This window comes from Pantoea agglomerans (assembly GCF_021397715.1).
GTDB classification, from domain to species: Bacteria; Pseudomonadota; Gammaproteobacteria; order Enterobacterales; family Enterobacteriaceae; genus Pantoea; species Pantoea astica.
The window spans coordinates 571,857-588,083 of the sequence record NZ_CP090207.1; the positions used below are offsets into that span (position 1 = coordinate 571,857).

Genomic DNA, 16,227 nt, shown 5'->3' on the forward strand with positions numbered 1-16,227 from the left:
CACCGAAGCAGAACGTTTTTGCGCCTTGTGGCAGCTTCGTGTGGTTGGTAAAGTAAGCGGATTTTATTTTCCGCCCCCAGCTTGCAGGATTATCCCTTAGTATGTTTAAAAAATTTCGTGGCATGTTTTCCAATGACTTGTCCATTGACCTGGGTACCGCGAATACCCTGATTTATGTGAAAGGACAGGGCATCGTGCTGAACGAGCCTTCCGTGGTAGCTATTCGCCAGGATCGTGCCGGTTCGCCGAAAAGTGTCGCGGCCGTGGGTCATGACGCAAAACAGATGCTTGGCCGTACGCCAGGCAACATCGCAGCCATTCGCCCGATGAAAGATGGCGTTATTGCTGACTTTTTCGTCACCGAAAAGATGCTGCAGCACTTCATCAAACAAGTCCACAGCAACAGTTTTATGCGTCCCAGCCCGCGTGTGCTGGTCTGCGTCCCCGTTGGGGCCACGCAGGTTGAACGTCGTGCCATCCGTGAGTCCGCTCAGGGTGCCGGTGCGCGTGAAGTCTTCCTGATTGAAGAGCCGATGGCGGCTGCGATCGGTGCTGGCCTGCCCGTGTCGGAAGCAACCGGTTCAATGGTAGTCGATATCGGTGGCGGTACCACAGAAGTGGCCGTGATCTCGCTGAACGGCGTGGTCTACTCCTCGTCGGTGCGTATTGGTGGTGACCGTTTCGATGAAGCTATTATTAATTATGTGCGTCGTAACTACGGTTCACTGATTGGTGAAGCGACCGCAGAACGTATCAAGCATGAGATCGGTTCCGCTTATCCGGGCGACGAAGTGCGTGAAATTGAAGTGCGCGGCCGTAACCTGGCTGAAGGGGTACCGCGCGGCTTTACGCTCAACTCCAACGAAATCCTTGAAGCGCTGCAGGAGCCGTTAACCGGCATCGTTAGCGCGGTGATGGTTGCCCTGGAACAGTGTCCGCCTGAACTGGCGTCGGATATCTCCGAGCGTGGCATGGTACTGACCGGCGGGGGTGCGCTGCTGCGTAATCTGGATCGTCTGCTGATGGAAGAGACCGGCATTCCGGTGGTTGTCGCTGAAGATCCGCTGACCTGTGTGGCACGCGGTGGCGGCAAGGCGTTGGAAATGATCGACATGCATGGCGGCGATTTGTTCAGCGAAGAATAATTGCCTCAACCGGCTGAGAACGTCATGACGATGCGCAGGGAGTCGCGTGTCAACCGGCGCGCTATGCGCCGGTGCAATGCGTCCAGCTCAGGGGAGCACGGTGTTATGCCGGGCTTCCTTACCTGTCGTCGAGGATCATGCAGATTATATGAAGCCGATTTTTAGCAGGGGACCATCCCTGCAGTTGCGTCTTTTCCTGGCTGTCATTGTGGCGATAGCCATTATCATTGCTGACAGCCGTGTGGGTTCGTTTACCCAAATACGCAACTATCTGGATACGTCGGTCAGTCCGTTTTACTTCCTGGCCAATGGGCCGCGCCAGATTCTGGATGGCGTGTCGGAGTCGCTGGCGTCACGTCAGCAACTTGAGCAGGAAAACAAAGCCTTACGTCGCGAGCTCTTCCTGAAAAACAGTAACCTGCTGATGCTGGGGCAATACAAGCAGGAAAACGCACGCCTGCGTGAACTGCTGGGTTCACCGCTGCGTCAGGACGAGCAAAAGATGGTCACCCAGGTTATCTCGACCGGCACTGACCCCTATACCGACCAGGTCGTGATCGACAAAGGCAGCGTTAACGGTGTCTATGAAGGTCAGCCGGTCATTAGTGATAAAGGGGTGGTCGGGCAGGTGATTGCGGTGAGTCAGCTGACCAGCCGCGTGCTGCTGATTTGCGATGCCTCTCATGCGCTGCCGATTCAGGTCTTGCGTAATGACATCCGCGTCATTGCCGCCGGTAACGGCTGTACCGAAGATCTGCAACTTGAGCATCTGCCGGGCAATACCGATATTCGGGTTGGCGACGTACTGGTTACCTCAGGTATTGGCGGACGCTTCCCGGAAGGCTATCCGGTGGGTGTGGTTTCCTCGGTTAAAGTGGATACCCAACGCGCTTACACCGTGATTCAGGCCCATCCGACCGCTGGCCTGCAGCGCCTGCGCTATCTGCTGCTGCTGTGGGGTGCCGATCGTAACGGTGATATGCCGCTGCCGCAGGATGAAGTGCATCGCGTAGCCAACGAACGGCTGATGCAGATGATGCCGCAGGTTCTGCCGCCTGCGGGTGAAATGGGGCCGCCTGCGCCCGCAGCGCAGATGGGACCGCCGGCACCGGCGACCGGCAGCAGTGCCGGACAGAACAGTTCTTCGCGTTCGCGCGGAGGTCAGCCTTGAGTCGATATCGCAGCCAGGGACGTTGGGTCATCTGGCTCTCTTTCCTGGTTGCGCTGATTCTGCAGATCATGCCGTGGCCGGATGAGATCTATATGTTCCGGCCCTCCTGGCTGTTGTTGATCCTCATCTATTGGGTACTTGCGCTGCCGCATCGGGTTAACGTCGGCAGCGGCTTCCTGATGGGCGCGATTATGGATCTGATCGCCGGCTCCACTCTCGGAGTACGGGCACTGGCGCTCAGCATCATCGCCTACCTGATCGCCTTTAAGTTCCAGTTATTCCGCAACTTAGCGTTGTGGCAGCAAGCGTTAATGGTTATGGTGCTGTCACTGGCTATGGATGTGATTGTCTTCTGGGCTGAATTCCTGGTGATCAACGTTTCATTCCGACCTGAAATTTTCTGGAGCAGTGTCGTCGACGGTATTCTCTGGCCATGGCTATTCTTACTCATGAGAAAGATTCGTCGTCAGTTCGCTGTTCAATAAGGAAATTTATGGTAACCCTCTATCTGGCTTCCGGTTCACCGCGTCGGCGTGAGCTGTTAACTCAACTTGGCCTGGCCTTTGAGCGCATCGTGACTGACGTTGAAGAACAGCGTCAGCCGAATGAGGCGGCGGAAAACTATGTCCGCCGTCTCGCCAACGACAAAGCGCAGGCGGGTGTCAGGCTGGCCGCGCAGGATCTGCCGGTACTCGGCGCAGATACCATCGTGGTGCTGAATGGCGAGGTGCTGGAAAAGCCGCACGATGCTGCCCATGCCGCCGCGATGCTGCATAAGCTCTCCGGACAGACGCATCAGGTGATGACGGCGGTGGCGCTGGCCGATGCTCAGCAGTCCCTTGATTGTGTCGTCATCACGGATGTGACCTTCCGCACCTTAACCACTTCTGACATCACCGACTATATTGCAACCGGTGAGCCGATGGATAAAGCCGGCGCATACGGCATTCAGGGCAGGGGTGGAAACTTCGTCCGCAAAATTAATGGAAGCTATCACGCGGTGGTTGGACTGCCTCTGGTTGAGACTGCAGAGTTGCTCAGCCACTTTCAGTCACTGCGTGCCGTAAGGGGTCAACATGACGGCTGAATTACTGGTTAACGTCACGCCTTCTGAAACGCGTGTTGCCTATATTGATGGCGGCATACTGCAGGAAATTCATATTGAGCGCGAAGCGCGGCGCGGCATCGTCGGCAATATCTACAAAGGCCGGGTCAGCCGTGTCCTGCCGGGGATGCAGGCGGCGTTTGTCGATATCGGTCTGGATAAGGCCGCTTTTCTGCACGCTTCCGACATCATGCCGCATACCGAATGCGTGGCGGGCGATGAGAAAAAGAACTTCATCGTGCGGGATATTGCCGAGCTGGTTCGTCAGGGACAGGATCTGGTGGTGCAGGTGGTGAAAGATCCGCTGGGCACCAAAGGCGCGCGGCTGACCACCGATATCACGCTGCCGTCGCGTTACCTGGTGTTTATGCCGGGCGCGTCACACGTCGGCGTTTCACAGCGCATCGAGAGTGAAAAAGAGCGTGAACGTCTCAAAGCGGTGGTAGCCGATTATTGCGACCATCTGGGCGGCTTTATTATCCGCACCGCCGCTGAAGGGATCGGCGAAGAGGAGCTGGCGCAGGACGCCGCCTTTCTCAAGCGTCTGTGGACCAAAGTCAGCGAGCGCAAAAAGCGTAACCAGACCCGCTGTCTGCTCTACGGCGAGCTGGCTTTAGCCCAGCGTATTTTGCGTGATTTCGCCGGCGCAGCGCTGGACCGCATCCGTGTCGATTCGCGTCTCACCTGCGATATGCTGGTGGAATTTACCAGTGAATACATTCCGGAGATGGCCGGTAAGCTGGAGCTCTACAATGGCAAACAGCCGATCTTTGATCTGTTCGACGTTGAAAATGAGATTCAGCGTTCGCTGGATCGCAAAGTTGAACTAAAGTCAGGCGGATACCTGATCATCGATCAAACCGAAGCGATGACCACCATCGATATTAATACCGGTGCCTTTGTCGGCCATCGCAACCTCGATGAGACTATTTTCAATACCAACGTTGAAGCCACGCAGGCGATTGCCCGTCAACTGCGACTGCGTAATCTTGGCGGCATCATCATTATTGATTTCATCGACATGAGCAACGAAGAGCATCGCCGCCGGGTGCTGCATTCGCTGGAAACGGCGCTGAGTAAAGATCGGGTGAAAACCGGTATCAGTGGTTTCTCGGCGCTGGGCCTGGTGGAGATGACGCGCAAGCGGACGCGTGAAAGTATTGAGCACGTGCTGTGTGAAGATTGTCCGGTGTGTAAAGGGCGCGGCACGCTGAAGACGGTTGAAACGGTCTGCTACGAGATCATGCGCGAGATCGTGCGGGTCCACCACGCGTATGACGCTGACCGCTTCCTGGTCTACGTCTCGCCGACGGTAGGTGAAGCCCTGAAAACTGATGAGTCACATGCGCTGGCAGAAGTAGAAATCTTTGTCGGCAAACAGGTCAAAGTCCATGTCGAAGCGCTCTATACCCAGGAGCAGTTTGACGTGGTGATGATGTAATATCAGGCACGTCAGCCCGACCGGCTTTTCTCTGATCGTCGGGCTAAAAAATCGCCCTTGTCTGGGATAACATGCGCCTGTCTGGTGCTTTTGTCTGAAGACGGCCGGGTTTCAGAATTAACTATCCGTCGTTAACGGAAGGCAAGGAGAGGTGTGAGTGAGGCAGTTGCCGAGGATCTTGTTACTGCTGGTCGCCGCGATCATCGTGATTGTCGCGCTGCTGGTCAGCGGGCTGCGTCTGGTAATGCCGCATCTCGACAGCTATCGCAGCAACCTTCTGCAATTCGTCTCCGAGCGCAGTGGCGTACCCGTGAGCGCCCGTCAGCTGCAGGGGAAATGGGAGAATTTTGGCCCAGCTCTTCAGATACGCGATCTCAACGTCGATCTGCAGGAAAACGGCAAACTCACCATCGCCCGCATCAATCTGGCCCTCGACGTCTGGCAATCCCTGCTGCACTGGCGCTGGCAATTCCGCGATCTCACTTTCTGGCAGCTGCATCTCGACAGTAACCGCCCATTGCTGGACAGCGATAAAGAGAAGAACAGCTTTCGTCCGGCTCAAATCAATGAACTTTTCCTGCGCCAGTTTGACCATTTCGACCTGCGCGACAGCACCATTCGCTTCCGTACGCCATCCGGTCAGCATGCCGAGCTGGCGATTCCGCGACTCACCTGGCTGAATGAAAAAACGCGCCATCGGGCTGAGGGTGAAGTCAGCCTGTCGAGCTTTACCGGTCAGCATGGCGTGGTTCAGGTGCGGCTTGATCTTAATGACAGCAACGGTCTGCTGAATGATGGCCGCATCTGGATGCAGGCCGATGACGTGGATATGCGTCCGTGGCTGGGCCGCTGGATGCGTGATAATACCCGGCTGGATAGCGCCCGCTTTAGCCTGGCGGCCTGGGTCAACCTGCGCGACGGCGACATTTATGCCGGTGATCTGCTGCTGCGGCAGGGCGGTGCCAGCTGGCAGGGGGAAACGGGCCGGCATACGCTGCAGGTTGATGGCCTGACGGCGCACCTGTCGCGCTTCCAGAACGGCTGGGTGGTGAATATTCCGCAGACGCGTCTCAGCACCGACGGCAATCCGTGGCCGGCCGGACACTTCTCGCTGCTATGGCGGCCGGAAGATAAGCAGATGCTGGGTGCCAATGGCCAGCCTGAAGTGCGGGTGCGAGCCACCCAACTGGCGCTGGATCACATTGCGCCGATCGTGCCGCTATTTGCGCCGCTCTCGCCAGCGCTGTTTGAAAACTGGCGCACGCTGCGGCCTCAGGGCACCATCGAAGGCCTGGCGCTGGATATTCCGCTACAGCAGCCGGAGCAGACGCGTCTGCAGGTCAAATGGCGCGACTTTAGCTGGCAACACTGGAAACTGCTGCCGGGAATCAGCCATTTAAGCGGAGAGGCGCGTGGCAGCCTGAATCATGGTCAGGTCAGCGTCGACATGGGCGCAGCCACCGTGCCGTATGGCGATGTCTTTCAGGCACCGCTTGAGATCAAACAGGTCACCGGTAACCTGCGCTGGCAGCGTGATCAGCAGGGCCTGACGCTGGCGGGCGAAAATCTTGATCTGCAGGCGCGCTCGCTCTGGGCGCGTGGCGACTTCAGTTACCAGCAAAACAGCGGCGGTGAGCCGCGGCTGGATATCCTGGCTGGCATCCGGCTAACCGATGCGGGCGATGCCTGGCGCTATTTTCCGGTGCCATTGATGGGCAACGGACTGACGCACTACCTGAGCGGCGCGATCAAGGGCGGTAAAGTGGATAACGCCACGTTGCTGTTTGCCGGTAACCCGGCGCTGTTCCCGTTCAAGCACAACGACGGCATGTTCCAGGTCTGGGTACCGCTGCGCCAGGCAACGTACGCTTTCCAGCCCAAATGGCCGGCGCTCAGCAATCTGGATATCGATCTTAACTTCCTCAATGACGGCTTGTGGATGAATGCCGCCACGGCCCGGCTGGGTGAGGTTGATGCACGTAACGTCAGCGCCGTTATTCCCGATTACCTGAAAGAGAAGCTGATTATCGATGGCGATATCAGCGGAGACGGCAAACAGATCGCCGACTATTTCCAGCAGACGCCGCTGAAATCGTCACTCGGTGCGGCGCTGGAGCAGCTGGAAATCAAAGGCACTACGCGGGGACATCTGAACCTGGATATTCCGCTGGATGGTCAGCAGGTTCATGCCAGCGGCAACGTGGTAATGAACAACAACTCACTGTTTATCAAGCCGTTGAAAACGACGCTCACCGGTCTCACCGGCCGCTTCCGTTACAACAACGGTAATCTGGAAAGTGAAGAGATGCGGGCTGCCTGGTTTGGTCAGCCGCTGGGAGTCAGTTTCAGCACCCGGGAGAATCCGGATGATTTCGGCGTGAAGGTGAAACTGCTGGGTGACTGGCAGCCGGCCAAAATCAGCGAGATTCCTGCGGCCGCCAGCCGCCAGCTGGGTGGACATCTGCCGTGGCAGGGTGATGTGAATATTACGCTGCCGCATCGGGGCGGGGCGAAATATGAAGTAGAGCTGAACGGGGATGCCAGGGAAGTGAGCAGTCGCTTACCTTCACCACTGGATAAAAAGGCCGGTGAGGCGATGCCGATCAATATCAAAGCCAGCGGCGACCTGCAGCATTTCGATCTCAGCGGCAGCGTGGCGACCCGTCATCGGTTCAACAGCCGCTGGCTGCTGGAGCCGACCTTACGCGTCGATCGCGGCATCTGGCTGAATGACACGGCGAAAACGCCTGCGCTTCCCGATCATGCCGGCATGGTGCTGAATCTGCCGCCGCTGGATGGCGAAGCCTGGGTAGCAATGATGGCTGGCGCAAGTGGCGGTACCGGCGGCAGCGCTGAACAGCGTCAGCTGGGCGGCGTCACGCTGCCGGGCAACCTGATTGTGCGCACTCCGGCGGTCACGCTGGCGGGGCAGCAGTGGCATGCGGTAGACGCGACGCTGGCAGAGACGGCCGATGGCAAGGCGCAGGTCAGCGTCAATGCCCAGGAGATACGCGGTAAACTGGAGATAACGCCTAAGGCACCGTGGCAGATTGGTCTGGATTACCTCTATTACAATCCGCAGTGGCACCATGACGCGCAGCAGGGCGACAACGCCAGCGCTCAGCAAGCCAGCCAGATTAACTTCAGCGGCTGGCCAGCGTTACAGTTGCGCTGTGCCGAATGCTGGGTACTGGGACAGAAATATGGCCGGGTTGCGGCGACGCTGCAACCGAAAGGAGATACGTTAGCACTTACTAACGGAACGGTAGATACCGGCAGCTCGCAGCTGAAAATTAAGGGTGACTGGGTCAATCGCCGGGACGATCAGCGTACTTCACTGAAAGGGACGCTGAAGGGGCCCAATATCAACAACGCCACCAACTGGTTTGGCGTCAATACCCCGCTGCGCGATGCGCCGTTCAATATTGATTACGATTTACACTGGCGCGCCGCGCCGTGGCAGCCGTCAGCTGAAACCCTGAGCGGCACGCTGAAAACCCATTTTGGCAAAGGGCAGATCGCTGATGTGAATACCGGGACTGCCGGCCAGATCCTGCGCCTGTTCAGCTTTGATGCGCTGCTGCGCAAGCTGCGCTTCGATTTCAGTGACACCTTTAATAATGGCTTCTATTTCGATTCGATTAATGGCACCGCCTGGATCGAAAATGGCGTGATGCGCACCGATAACCTGCGGGTCGATGGGCTGGAAGCCGACATCGCGATGCAGGGCAATATGGATCTGGTTAAACGCCGGATCGATATGGAAGCGGTCATCACGCCGGAAATTTCTGCTTCAGTCGGCGTTGCGGCGGCGTTTGTGGTTAACCCGGTGATTGGCGCGGCGGTGTTCGCCGCCAGCAAGGTGCTGGGACCGGTATGGAACCGGATATCGCTGCTGCGTTATCACATCAGCGGCCCGCTGGATAAACCGGAAATCAATGAAGTGCTGCGTAAACCGCGTGAAACTGACAACAAGTGAATTTGACGCGGTACCGGAATTACCGCAGGCTATGATTATCCGAGCACATAATGAGTGAGAAACGATGACTCTGAACCTGGTAAGTGAGCAGTTACTAACTGCTAACGGCATTAATCAGCAGGACCTTTTTTCCCTGTTAGGGCAGCTTTCAGAACGTCGTCTGGATTATGCCGATCTCTATTTTCAGTCCAGTTTCCACGAATCCTGGGTGCTGGAAGACAAAATCATCAAAGATGGCTCCTACCATATTGACCAGGGCGTCGGCGTGCGTGCCGTCAGCGGTGAGAAAACCGGCTTTGCCTATGCTGACCAGATCACGCTGAACGCCCTGCGGCTGTCATCGGAAGCGGCACGCAGCATCGTACGCGAACAGGGCAACGGCAAGGCGCATACCCTGTCTGCGGTAATGAACCGCTCGCTCTACTCCACGGTTGACCCGCTCAGCAGCCTGACGCGTGAAGACAAAATTGCGTTGCTGCACCGTGTCGATCAGGTGGCCCGTGCGGCCGACCCGCGCGTGCAGGAGGTCAACGCCAGCCTGAGCGGCGTGTATGAGCAGGTGCTGGTGGCCGCGACGGATGGCACGCTGGCGGCTGATGTGCGTCCGCTGGTTCGTCTCTCAATCAGTGTTCAGGTCGAAGATCAGGGTAAACGCGAGCGCGGCTCAAGCGGCGGCGGCGGACGTACCGGTTATGAGTTCTTCCTCGCCGATGAAAATGGCGATGTGCGTGCCGATGCCTGGGCGCGTGAAGCGGTGCGAATGGCGCTGGTTAACCTTTCTGCCGTGGCGGCACCTGCCGGTACGCTGCCGGTGGTGCTGGGCGCGGGCTGGCCGGGCGTACTGCTGCATGAAGCGGTGGGACACGGTCTGGAAGGCGACTTCAACCGTCGTGGCACCTCGGTATTCAGCGGCAAAATGGGCCAGCTGGTGGCGTCAGAACTCTGTACGGTGGTCGATGACGGCACCATTGAAGGGCTGCGCGGCTCCCTGGCGGTCGATGATGAAGGCGTACCGGGTCAGTACAATATGCTGATTGAGAACGGCGTGCTGAAAGGCTACATGCAGGACAAGCTCAATGCGCGCCTGATGGGCGTCAGTCCTACCGGAAACGGTCGTCGTGAGTCGTATGCTCATCTGCCGATGCCGCGTATGACCAACACCTATATGCTGGCCGGCAAGTCGACGCCGCAGGAGATCATCGAAAGCGTTGAATATGGCCTGTATGCGCCTAACTTTGGTGGCGGCCAGGTGGATATCACCTCAGGCAAATTTGTCTTCTCTACCTCAGAAGCCTATCTGATTGAGAACGGCAAAATTACCAAACCGGTGAAGGGCGCGACCCTGATTGGTTCCGGTATTGAAGCGATGCAGCAGATCTCAATGGTAGGTAACGACCTGGCGCTGGATAAAGGCGTTGGCGTCTGCGGTAAGGAAGGCCAGAGCGTGCCGGTGGGCGTGGGCCAGCCGACCCTGAAGCTGGATAAACTGACTATCGGCGGCACCGCCTGATATCCTCTCAACAACCCGCCGCCCGGCGGGTTGTTAGCTTTTACGCTGCTGCTGATACTGCTCGGCAACCTGTTCGAAGTAGCCAGTCAGATAATCGATACAGACCTGAACCTTGAGCGGCAACTTATCCTTTTCGGTATAAAGCGCGTAAACCGGGCGCGGCTCGGACTGATACTGCGGAAACAGAATATCAATCTCACCGGCATTGATCTCATCAATCACCCACATCATTGGCACGTAGGCGATGCCGTTACCCGCTTTCAGCCAGCGGATCAGGGTCAGTGAATCGTTAGTGACGAAACGCCCCTGCGGCGCCAGTCGCGTCACCAGCCCTTCTGGCGCAATCAGCTCAAAGTTATTATCGGGACGCACGCTATATTCCAGCCAGGCGAAATTATCGATATCGCCCGGTTTTTCCGGCGTACCGTGCTGCGCCAGATAACTTTTTGCCGCGCAGACCACCATCGGCATGGCGCCCAGGCGACGTGAAAACAAGCTGGAATCTTTTAGCGCACCGACCCGAATCACCAGGTCCAGGCCATCGGCAATCAAATCCGGTGCCGGAATGCCGGTGACCAGATTGACGCTCAATCCCGGATACTCACGCAGCATATCGCTGGTCATGCCAGCCAGCACGTTCTGCGCCATGGTAGAGGAGCTGCCAATACGCAGTACGCCAATCGGCGTGTTATTAAAGGCGTAGAGCTGCTCATGCACCTGGGTAGCTTCCGCCAGCATACGACGACAGCCCTGATAATAAATTTTGCCCGCTTCTGTCAGCCCGATACTGCGTGTGCTGCGATTAAGCAATTTGACCTGTAGCTCATCTTCCAGTTTTGCCACGATCTGACTGATCGAAGAGACGCTCAGATGGAGCTGGCGTGCGGCAGCGGTAAACGAACCCAGTTCAACCACTTTGGCGAAAATCGACATGCCCTTCAGTCGTTCCATTATTTACTCTGGCTTAAAAGTGATTTAGATCACATTCTGTAGAAAACTTATAGTCAGGCGCGTTACTATAAGCGCGCCGGGGTATTTCCCGGTGATTCTTCATTGCCTGTTGCCCTTCGATGATACGCTATTATTAAGCCAGCTGGGGTTCGGATAGAGCGACCAGTGGCTTTTCCTGCGACATCTGACGAGGCAAAGGAGTATCCCGGCAAGGTCGAACTAAGGATTTCTGATGAGTGTGCTTCCGGTATTTGTCATGTTTGGGCTCTCTTTTCCGCCCGTTTTCATCGAATTAATTATCTCGCTAATGCTGTTCTGGTTAGTGAAACGTGTGCTGACGCCGAGCGGTATTTACGATCTTGTCTGGCATCCGGCACTTTTTAATACAGCGCTTTACTGCTGTGTGTTTTACCTTGTATCCCGTTTATTTGTCTGAGGTTTAAGTGAAAGCACTCATAAGAAAAATCGCGCGTTACGCGATTACTATCCTGCTGGTCATCATCGCTGTGGTGATTATTTTCCGCGCCTGGGTGTTTTATACCGAATCGCCCTGGACCCGTGACGCAAAATTCGCTGCCGACGTCGTCGCCATCTCACCCGATGTCACCGGTCTGATTACCGACGTACCGGTTCATGACAACCAGCTGGTGAAGAAGGGCGACACCCTGTTTGTGGTGGATCGCCCGCGTTATCAGAAAGCGCTGGACCAGGCCCAGGCTGACGTCGAATATTATCAGGCGCTGGTCGGTGAGAAACGCCGCGAAGCGGGACGTCGTAACCAGCTCGGTACTTCCGCTATGTCTCGCGAAGCGATTGATCAGGCTAACAACGATCTGCAAACCAGCGAACACCAGCTGGCGAAATCGGTGGCGACCCGCGACCTGGCGAAGATCGATCTGGAGCGCACTACCGTTAAGGCACCGTCTGATGGCTGGGTCACCAACCTGAATGTCTACCAGGGCGAATTTATCACCCGCGGTTCGGTGGCGGTGGCGCTGGTGCAACAGCACTCCTTCTACGTGCTGGCCTACCTGGAAGAGACCAAACTGCACGGCGTGGAGCAGGGCTTCCGCGCTGAAGTGACGCCGCTCGGCAGCAATGTGGTGCTGCGCGGTACGGTGGACAGCGTGGCTGCCGGCGTCACCAACAGCAGCAGCTCGGTCGACAGCAAAGGCATGGCAACTATCGACTCTAACCTGGAGTGGGTGCGTCTGGCGCAGCGTGTGCCGGTGCGTATTCGTCTTGATCAACAGCCAGGCAACCGCTTCCCGGCAGGCACCACGGCGACGGTGGTGATCACCGGTCAGGCCGATCGCCAGCCGGAACAGGTGTCGCCAATGACCCGACTGTTTAATCGCCTGCGTGAGTTTGGTTAAGAGGGCGATATGATCGAGTTCTTGCGTTTCCCGGTGAAGCTGACCTTCGCGCTGCTTGCCGCGCTGATGATTGGTTTTCACCTTAACCTTGAAACGCCTCGCTGGGCGGTGATGACCGCGGGCATTGTTGCCGGCGGCACCGCCTTCGCCGCCGGTGGCGATCCCTATTCAGGTGCGCTACGTTACCGCGGTGTGCTGCGAATCATCGGTACCTTCATCGGCTGTATCGCCGCCCTGACCATTATGATCGCCACGGTGCGTGCGCCGGTGGTGATGCTGCTGCTCTGCTGCATCTGGGCCGGTCTTTGCGTCTGGCTCTCATCGCTGATCAAAGTTGAAAACTCCTATGCTCTGGGGCTGGCAGGCTATACCGCACTGATTATCGTGGTTACCGCCGACGCCAGCGGCGGCCTGACGCTGGCACCGCAGTATGCGGTAGAGCGCTGCAGTGAGATCGTGCTCGGGATTTTGTGCGCCATTCTGGCGGATATGATCTTCTCGCCGCGCTCGATTAAAAAAGTGATCGATGCTGAAGTGGACTCGCTGCTGGTGGCGCATTATCAGCTGCTGCAGCTCTGCGTCGCGCACGGTGACAAAGAAGAGGTTGATAAGGCCTGGAGCGCGCTGGTGCGCCGTACCACTGCGCTAAACAGTATGCGCAGCCAGCTGATGATGGAATCCTCGCGCTGGAAGAACAGCAATCGACGGCTGCAGATGCTCAATACGCTCTCGCTGACCCTGATTACCCAGGCGGCCGAAACCTTTCTGATTCAGAATGCGCGCCCCGACTACATTCCGCCGCAGTACCGTTTGCTGATTGAAAAAGAGGCCACGACGGTTGAAGAGGTGCATAAGCGGATGAAGGTGATGCGGCGGGTAATGGGTGCCAGCGGCAAATCGACGCCGGACACGCTGGTGAGCTGGGTCGGTGCGGCAACCGAATATCTGCTGCTGCTCAACGGCATTAAAAGTAACAGCCGTATCACCTCGCTGGAAGAGGAGATCCTGCAACGCGAAATCGTGATTCAGGCGCGTTCGGCTGAAACCCATCACGCGATGATCAATGGCATCCGTACTTTTGTTGCCACCGCGCTGGGATCGTTATTCTGGTTATACACCGGCTGGACCTCGGGCAGCGGCTGCATGGTGATGCTGGCGGTGATTACCGCGCTGGCGATGCGGATGCCGAATCCGCTGATGATGGCGAAAGACTTTCTCTACGGCATGACGGTCGCGGTGCCGCTTGGCGCGCTCTACTTTATCTACGTCTTGCCCAATACCCAGCAGAGCGCACTGTTGCTCTGTATTGCCATCGGCCTGCTCGGCTTTATCGGCGGTATCTTTGTACAGCGACGTCAGCTGGGCACCCTTGGTGCGTTAATCGGGACGCTTAACGTGCTGGTGCTGGATAACCCGATGGAGTTCAGATTCAATGTGTTCCTCGATAACGTGCTGGGCCAGGTGATCGGCTGTTTCGTGGCGATGATGGTGATCCTGTTGATTCGGGATAAATCGAAAGCGCGCACCGGACGCAAACTGCTTAACCGCTTTATGTATGCGGCCGTGTCGGCGATGACCACCAATCAGGCGCGCCGCCGTGAAAACCATCTGCCAGCGCTCTATCAGCAACTATTTCTGCTGTTAAACCTGTTTCCCGGCGACATCGATAAATATCGCATCGCGCTGACGCTGATCATTGGACATCAGCGGTTACGCAATGCAGAAGTGCCGGTGAACGACGTTCTCTCCGCCTACCATCGCCAGCTGCGCTACACCGCCGATCGGGTGATCTCCGCCGGCAGCGATGACAAACGACGCTACTACTTTGAGCAGTTATTGCAGGAGCTGGAGGTCTATCAGCAGAAGCTGGTGCATTACGATGCGCCCGTCAGCGTAACCGAACCGGTAAAACGGCTGGCGACCATGCTGAACAAGTATCAGAACACCCTAATCCAAATCTGAAACCGGCCGCTGCGTCCTGCAGCGGCCGGTGTAATGCCATCCCGTCACAAAACCTGTCGCTTTTGCCAACTATACTCTTCTGACGGAAGGGTAAAATGACAGGAGCGAATCAATGACATCACTGCACACAAGCGAACTATTTCAGACCGGTTATTTAGCTGACGGTCAATGGCATCGCACCTCTACCACTTTTGACGTGACCAATCCCGCCACCGGCGAGGTGATCGCGCAGGTTGCTAAAGCGGGTAAAGCGGAAACGGAGCAGGCGATTGCTGCCGCTGAGCGCGCCTTTCCCGCCTGGCGCGCCCTGACCGCCAAAGCGCGCGCGGAGATCCTTTATCGCTGGTACCAGCTGATCATTGAGAACAAGCGCTGGCTGGGCGAGCTGATGACCGCTGAACAGGGGAAACCGCTGAAAGAGGCGGAAGGCGAAGTGGAGTATGCCGCCAGCTTTATTCAGTGGTTTGCCGAACAGGCAAAACGCGCCAACGGTGAAATCATCCCGCCAGCCAAACCGGGTTCCCGTATTCTGGCGACCCGCGAACCGATTGGCGTCGTTGCTGCCATCACGCCGTGGAATTTCCCGATGGCGATGCTGACGCGCAAGCTGGGTCCGGCGCTGGCGGCAGGCTGTACCGGCATCATCAAACCCGCCAACAATACGCCGCTTTCTGCCTTTGCCTTGCTGGCGTTAGCGAAGCAGGCTGGCGTGCCGGATGGCGTACTCAACGCAGTGGCAGGTGATACGCATGCGATTAGCGACGCCATCATGGCCAGTAAAGCGGTGCGTAAAATCTCGTTCACCGGTTCAACCGAGGTCGGCAAGCTGCTGATGCGCAATGCCGCAGAGACGATGAAAAAAGTCTCTATGGAGCTGGGCGGCAATGCGCCTTATATCGTGTTTGAGGATGCGGATATTGATGCCGCCGTGCAGGGCGCGATCGCCAATAAATTCCGTAATGCGGGTCAGGTCTGTGTCAGCGTGAACCGCTTCTACATTCACAGCGCTATCTATGACCGCTTTACCCGCCAGCTGGCAGACGAAGTCAGTAAGCTCAAAGTGGGTAACGGCATGGAAGAGGGGGTGATTGTCGGGCCGCTGATTGAGGCCTCTGCGCTGGAAAAGGTGGAACAGCACGTTAAGGATGCGGTCGCCAAAGGCGGCAAACTGCTGGCTGGCGGCGAGCGTCACGCGCTGGGTGGCAACTTCTGGCAACCGACGGTGATTACCGAGGCGCACGAAGGAATGCAGCTGGCACAGGAAGAGACCTTTGGTCCGGTCGCCGCCTGCTTCCGGTTCGATGATGAGGCAGAGGTGATCCGCTGCGCCAACGATACGCCCTTTGGTCTGGCGGCTTATTTCTACACCCAGAACCTGCAGCGGGTGTTCCGCGTCTCTGCCGCGCTGGAAAGCGGCATGATCGGGATAAACGAATGCGCCGTGTCGACGGAAGTCGCGCCGTTTGGTGGCGTGAAAGAGTCGGGACTGGGGCGCGAAGGTTCGGTGCTGGGTATGGAAGAGTATCTGGAGATCAAAGCGCTGCATCTCGGCGGTTTGGGCTAGCGGTCAGGAACGGGCGGCGCGGG

The 16,227-nt window shown here is 57.2% G+C and carries 12 protein-coding genes; 11 read left to right on the forward strand and 1 reads right to left on the reverse strand.

The genetic code is table 11. The features are described 5' to 3' along the window. The first annotated feature begins 101 nt into the window (after nucleotides 1-101). The 7 genes from mreB (at nucleotide 102) to tldD (ending at nucleotide 10,351) form a co-directional block, all read left to right on the forward strand. The gene (mreB, locus tag LZU96_RS02835) at nucleotides 102-1,145 is read left to right on the forward strand and encodes a rod shape-determining protein MreB (RefSeq protein WP_003855260.1); all 1,044 of its coding nucleotides are present in this window, start codon (nucleotides 102-104) and stop codon (nucleotides 1,143-1,145) included. 148 nt (nucleotides 1,146-1,293) lie between these two features. Further along, nucleotides 1,294-2,316, forward strand: coding sequence for a rod shape-determining protein MreC (gene mreC / locus LZU96_RS02840; RefSeq protein WP_233986980.1), 1,023 nt, complete (start codon nucleotides 1,294-1,296; stop codon nucleotides 2,314-2,316). After that, nucleotides 2,313-2,801, forward strand: a complete 489-nt coding sequence (mreD, locus tag LZU96_RS02845; RefSeq protein ID WP_233986981.1) for a rod shape-determining protein MreD — start codon at nucleotides 2,313-2,315, stop codon at nucleotides 2,799-2,801. Before mreC ends, mreD begins: the two co-directional genes overlap by 4 nt. A gap of 8 nt (nucleotides 2,802-2,809) precedes the next feature. Beyond that, the gene (locus LZU96_RS02850) at nucleotides 2,810-3,403 is read left to right on the forward strand and encodes a Maf family protein (protein ID WP_233986982.1); all 594 of its coding nucleotides are present in this window, start codon (nucleotides 2,810-2,812) and stop codon (nucleotides 3,401-3,403) included. After that, the gene (gene rng, locus LZU96_RS02855; RefSeq protein WP_233986983.1) at nucleotides 3,393-4,862 is read left to right on the forward strand and encodes a ribonuclease G; all 1,470 of its coding nucleotides are present in this window, start codon (nucleotides 3,393-3,395) and stop codon (nucleotides 4,860-4,862) included. Before LZU96_RS02850 ends, rng begins: the two co-directional genes overlap by 11 nt. A gap of 157 nt (nucleotides 4,863-5,019) precedes the next feature. Further along, entirely contained in the window at nucleotides 5,020-8,841 is a 3,822-nt protein-coding gene (yhdP, locus tag LZU96_RS02860) for an AsmA2 domain-containing protein YhdP (RefSeq protein ID WP_233986984.1), read from the forward strand. 64 nt (nucleotides 8,842-8,905) lie between these two features. Beyond that, on the forward strand, nucleotides 8,906-10,351 hold the full coding sequence (tldD, locus tag LZU96_RS02865) for a metalloprotease TldD (protein ID WP_094121111.1): 1,446 nt from the start codon (nucleotides 8,906-8,908) through the stop codon (nucleotides 10,349-10,351). Between the two features lie 33 nt (nucleotides 10,352-10,384). On the opposite strand, the gene aaeR is transcribed toward tldD, so the two are convergent. Further along, the gene (gene aaeR / locus LZU96_RS02870; RefSeq protein ID WP_094121110.1) at nucleotides 10,385-11,302 is read right to left on the reverse strand and encodes an HTH-type transcriptional activator AaeR; all 918 of its coding nucleotides are present in this window, start codon (nucleotides 11,300-11,302) and stop codon (nucleotides 10,385-10,387) included. A 232-nt stretch (nucleotides 11,303-11,534) separates the two neighbouring features. Between aaeR and aaeX the strand changes: the two genes are divergently transcribed. The 4 genes from aaeX (at nucleotide 11,535) to LZU96_RS02890 (ending at nucleotide 16,204) form a co-directional block, all read left to right on the forward strand. Beyond that, the gene (gene aaeX, locus LZU96_RS02875; RefSeq protein ID WP_031375118.1) at nucleotides 11,535-11,738 is read left to right on the forward strand and encodes a p-hydroxybenzoic acid efflux pump operon protein AaeX; all 204 of its coding nucleotides are present in this window, start codon (nucleotides 11,535-11,537) and stop codon (nucleotides 11,736-11,738) included. A 7-nt stretch (nucleotides 11,739-11,745) separates the two neighbouring features. Beyond that, entirely contained in the window at nucleotides 11,746-12,678 is a 933-nt protein-coding gene (gene aaeA, locus LZU96_RS02880; RefSeq protein ID WP_233986985.1) for a p-hydroxybenzoic acid efflux pump subunit AaeA, read from the forward strand. Nucleotides 12,679-12,687: 9 nt separating this feature from the next. Then, nucleotides 12,688-14,640: a p-hydroxybenzoic acid efflux pump subunit AaeB gene (gene aaeB, locus LZU96_RS02885; protein WP_233986986.1), complete on the forward strand. Its 1,953-nt coding sequence runs from the start codon at nucleotides 12,688-12,690 to the stop codon at nucleotides 14,638-14,640. Between the two features lie 112 nt (nucleotides 14,641-14,752). Beyond that, on the forward strand, nucleotides 14,753-16,204 hold the full coding sequence (locus tag LZU96_RS02890) for an NAD-dependent succinate-semialdehyde dehydrogenase (protein WP_233986987.1): 1,452 nt from the start codon (nucleotides 14,753-14,755) through the stop codon (nucleotides 16,202-16,204). Nucleotides 16,205-16,227: the final 23 nt, after the last annotated feature.

Excerpts from the sequence above, each read along its gene's own strand:
- mreB (WP_003855260.1), top strand. The coding sequence starts at position 102 with ATGTTTAAAAAATTTCGTGGCATGTTTTCCAATGACTTGTCCATTGAC.
- aaeX (WP_031375118.1), top strand. The coding sequence starts at position 11,535 with ATGAGTGTGCTTCCGGTATTTGTCATGTTTGGGCTCTCTTTTCCGCCC.
- tldD (WP_094121111.1), top strand. The coding sequence starts at position 8,906 with ATGACTCTGAACCTGGTAAGTGAGCAGTTACTAACTGCTAACGGCATT.
- aaeR (WP_094121110.1), bottom strand. The coding sequence starts at position 11,302 with ATGGAACGACTGAAGGGCATGTCGATTTTCGCCAAAGTGGTTGAACTG.
- rng (WP_233986983.1), top strand. The coding sequence starts at position 3,393 with ATGACGGCTGAATTACTGGTTAACGTCACGCCTTCTGAAACGCGTGTT.
- LZU96_RS02890 (WP_233986987.1), top strand. The coding sequence starts at position 14,753 with ATGACATCACTGCACACAAGCGAACTATTTCAGACCGGTTATTTAGCT.
- LZU96_RS02850 (WP_233986982.1), top strand. The coding sequence starts at position 2,810 with ATGGTAACCCTCTATCTGGCTTCCGGTTCACCGCGTCGGCGTGAGCTG.
- mreC (WP_233986980.1), top strand. The coding sequence starts at position 1,294 with ATGAAGCCGATTTTTAGCAGGGGACCATCCCTGCAGTTGCGTCTTTTC.
- aaeB (WP_233986986.1), top strand. The coding sequence starts at position 12,688 with ATGATCGAGTTCTTGCGTTTCCCGGTGAAGCTGACCTTCGCGCTGCTT.